Genomic DNA, 4,014 nt, shown 5'->3' with positions numbered 1-4,014 from the left:
ACTGGAATACGCTGCAGTTGAAATCCACACCAGCGTCGACGGTCGCAAGGATGTGGTCCTGACCGGGGTCAGTCGGGCCGCCGAACGCCAGGTGATGCAAGCCATCGCCGAAATTCTCGGACCGGTGCAGAACCCGCGCTATCTGCTGGTGCGCCGCTCATGGCTGGGGCCGCGAAGGCGTATCGATTACCACTCGGTCCCGGCGGCATTGGGGACCCGCAAGGAGTTCGCCGAGCGCTTTGCGGAACTTTGGCTGGAGCGAATTGGCCGTTCCGATCTCCTTTTCGCTCGGACCACAAAAAGCCGCCTGCTTATTCTTCAAGCGCGAGCGTCGTCTTTTGCAGCCGGATTTCAGCGAAACGTCGACCGCCGCTCGGTATGGCTCTGATCTGGCGAGCTACACTGACCTTCGTCAGATGATAATCGGGCAACGAGCCACGGTAGAAAACCACCCAATCCCAATCTTGAGCGGCGGCCCGCCTCAATCCCGAAAGCCAATTGTCGGCTTCAACGTTGTTTTTACCGGAAGCCAGCATTCTGAAATCGACCCCATATCGGTCATTAAACAGCAGCCAGCAAAGCGAGGCTGTCGCGGCCCAGCTCAGCAGGCAGCCCTCAACGCGAATCTGACGAACTTGCATATCGTTAAACAAGCAGTAGCTTGATGTCAGTGTGGGGGCGTCATGAAAAACTTGATCCTGATTTGCGCTGCCCTTGTGCAGTCATTTCTCGGCGCCACTGAATTGCGCGCCTCGGAGCCGGAAGGTCCAGCCGCGGCGAGTTCGCTCAACGACGCCGAAGTGTCGAAGCGGGTCGCCGCACTGAACGACCAAGCTAGCGAACTTCTGGGGAAGGGCGATGCCGCGAGTGCCCTTCCGTTGCAGTCCGAAGCATTGCGTTTGGCGCGCGAAGTTCTGGGCGAACTGCACGCTGACACGCTGACCAGTCTCAACGCCTATGCCGATGTGCTTCAAAGCCTCGGGCAGACAGCTGAAGCCGAGCCGCTCTATGCTGAAGCACTGCGTCTTTCCCGCGAATTGCTGGGAGACCGGCACCTCGATACCCTCACCAGCCTCAACTCCTATGCTGATATTCTTCATGATCTCGATCGTGCGGCTGAGGCCGAGCCACCCTATGTTGAAGCGCTGCGCCTGCGTCGTGAGGTGCTAGGAGACAAACACCCCGATACTCTCACCAGCCTCAGCGCATATGCTCATTTGCTCACGAGTCATCTCGACCGGGCGGCTGAGGCTGAACCGCTCTATTCCGAGGCGCTGCGCCTGCACCGTGAGGTGGTGGGTGAGCGACATCCTGACACGCTGAACAGCCTCAACAATTATGCCCTTGTGCTCGAGAGCTTAGGACGGGTGGCTGAAGCTGAACCGCTACTTGCCGAAGCTCTGCGCCTGTCTCGCGAGGTGCTGGGAGACCGGCATCCTGACACGCTGAACAGGCTCAGCGGCTACGCCGCTTTGCTCAATAGCCTCGGACGGGCTGCAGAAGCAGAGCCACTTTTTGCCGAAGAGTTGCGCCTTAGCCGTGAGGTGTTGGGAAACCGGCATCCCAATACGCTGACCAGCCTTAACAACTACGCCGAAGTGCTCCTTAGCCTCGGGCGGGCGGCTGAAGCTGAGCCGATTCAAGCCGAGGGACTGCGCCTGCGCCGCGAGGTTCTGGGCGAGCGGCATATTGATACGCTGACCAGCCTCCACAACTTCGCCACAGTGCTCCTAAGCCTCAGGCGGGCGGCTGAAGCTGAGCCACTTTTTGCCGAAGCACTGCGTTTTTACCGGGAGGAACTGGGTGAGAGGCATCCCAATACGCTGGTTGGCCTCACCAACTATGCCAATGTGCTCGAAAACCTCGGGCGGGCAGATGAAGCTGTGCCGCTCTATGCCGAAGCGCTGCGCCTTTTCCGCGAAGTGATGGGTGAGCGACATCCCAGCACGCTGGCGAGTCTTAGCTCCTATGCCACCGCACTCTCCAGCCTCGGACAGGCGGCTGAAGCTGAGCCGCTCTATGCCGAAGCGCTACCCCTTCTCCGCGGAGTGTTGGGTGAACGACATCCCAACACGCTGAACACCCTGAGCAACTATGCTCATGTTCTTCTGGACAGTTCTCAGGCAAAAGCGGCTTTGCCACTGTCCCGAGAGTTGGTTGAAACAACGCGAGGCCGCGCGGTGGAACTCGTCGGGGAAGGGCTGCGCGGTAACGAACAGGTAAATCGCGAGCTGGGTCGCAGGCAATATGTCGAACGTCTTCATGTCGATGTCCTCTGGAGCAACTCAGATCCAGAGACAGTGAACAGCGGCGATCTGGCGGCCGAGGCCTTTGTAACCCTGCAACTCGCCAGCGCCGATTCGACGACCCGCGCTGTGGCGACCGCTGCGGCATCGCGCTTCGCCGCCGATCTTGGGTTGCAGGAATTGGGGCAGGAGCGGCAGACTCTTATTCGCGAATGGCCCGAAATCGAAGCGGAACTGGTCGAAGCTCAGGCTGGCGGCGAAGCTGCAGCAGTTGATCGCGAGAAGCTCGGAAAACGCTTGCAGGCGGTCGAGCAACGGGTGGGAGAGATAGACGCAAGGCTGGCGGTCGAAGCGCCGCAGTATTTTGCAATCCTCAACCAGCAGTCGGTCGAGCTGGAGCAGCTTCGCACTATTCTCGGCCCGGACGAAGCGGTGCTGTTGCTGGTGCCAACCTTGCACGGCACCCACACCATGGTGGTAACGCGCGAAGCCATCCGGTGGCAAAAAGCGGATCCAAATCTGTCCGGCATTCAGGATGCGGTCGAGACATTACGTGAGGGCCTCGAAATCGAGGGCGGCGGAACGCTTCCCGAGTTCGACCTAGAACTCGCTTACGGTTTTTATGCCCACCTGATTGAGCCGGTGGAAGAAGGGCTGAAGGGCAAGCAAAGGGTCTACGTCGTGGCCGATGGGCCGCTGTCGCGTTTGCCGCTGGGCGTTTTCGTAACCAGCCCGCCAGTTGAGGGCGAGGATTTCAACGATCCTGAAGTGCTGCGCGGTGCCGACTGGCTCGCGGACCGCTATGCGCTCGTCCAGCTGCCCTCAATCCAGTCACTGGTCTATATTCGCTCCTTCGGTGCCGAAGGTAAACTGAGAACCGAGGGTGGTTTTCATGGCTTTGGCGCACCCGTACTAAAAGGTCAGGCCTTACTGCGCGGGGCACGCTCGGCAACCCTTTCACCGGTTGATGCGTCCCGCCTCATCGCCGCGGCTCAGGAGGGCTCGGGCAGGCCATTGATGGACACAGAGGCGCTGCGTCATCTCGCATCGCTGCCGGGCACAAGGACCGAACTGGTGCAGGTTCAGCGCGCGCTTGGCGCGAGCGAGGACGCACTCTACCTTGAGGAGCGCATGACCGAGACGGCGATCCGCACCATCGACCTCTCCCAGACATCGGTTCTGCACCTCGCCACCCATGCCTTCACGAGCGAGGAGGCGGACGATCTGGCAGAGCCGGGTCTGGTGTTCACACCACCAGCATTGGCGCAAGCAAGCGATGACGGGTATCTTGCGGCGTCGGAAGTGGTCGGGATCGATCTTACTTCGGTGGCGTGGGTGATCCTGTCGGCTTGCAACACCGCGTCGCCATCGGGCCGCGAGGGAGAGACTGGGCTTTCAGGACTGGCGCAGGCGTTCTTCTATGCGGGCGCAGAGACCTTGCTGGTGAGCCACTGGCCAGTGTTCGATGAAATCGCGCCCTTGATCACGGTGGAGACCGTCAAGGCATCGATAGCAGGCATGCCTCGCGCGGAAGCTTTGCAGGCGGCCATGCGCAAGGTTCGTGACGAGCCGGCGCTGGAGGCAGAGCATCCGGCTGTCTGGGCACCGTTCACACTGCTCGGTGAAGGCCGCTAGATAAGCGGTTGCACAGCACCTGTTTCCTCACGATAGTTATCGCTCGCGCGGCCGAAAGCGCATCGCATTCGGCTGGCCGCTTTCCACCCAGTTGCAGTCATCAGCGGGCTCGAGGCTGGATCCCGAAAGCCGC

General features: G+C 60.6%; 2 protein-coding genes. Both read left to right on the top strand.

Features of this window, described 5'->3' with window-relative positions:
• The coding region (locus tag IP79_RS15720) for a hypothetical protein (RefSeq protein ID WP_197273819.1) at positions 1-388 on the top strand (388 nt) is incomplete at its 5' end.
• A gap of 295 nt (positions 389-683) precedes the next feature.
• The gene (locus tag IP79_RS12790) at positions 684-3,881 is read left to right on the top strand and encodes a CHAT domain-containing protein (RefSeq protein ID WP_054119699.1); all 3,198 of its coding nucleotides are present in this window, start codon (positions 684-686) and stop codon (positions 3,879-3,881) included.
• Positions 3,882-4,014 lie beyond the last annotated feature (133 nt).

Origin of the sequence: Porphyrobacter sp. AAP60 (assembly GCF_001296025.1) — a bacterium.
Lineage (GTDB): Bacteria > Pseudomonadota > Alphaproteobacteria > Sphingomonadales > Sphingomonadaceae > Erythrobacter.
Note: the sequence above shows the minus strand (reverse complement) of the source record. Positions and strands in the feature narration are given on the sequence as shown.

Coding starts and splice junctions, on each gene's coding strand:
- IP79_RS12790 (WP_054119699.1), top strand. CDS start 684: ATGAAAAACTTGATCCTGATTTGCGCTGCCCTTGTGCAGTCATTTCTC.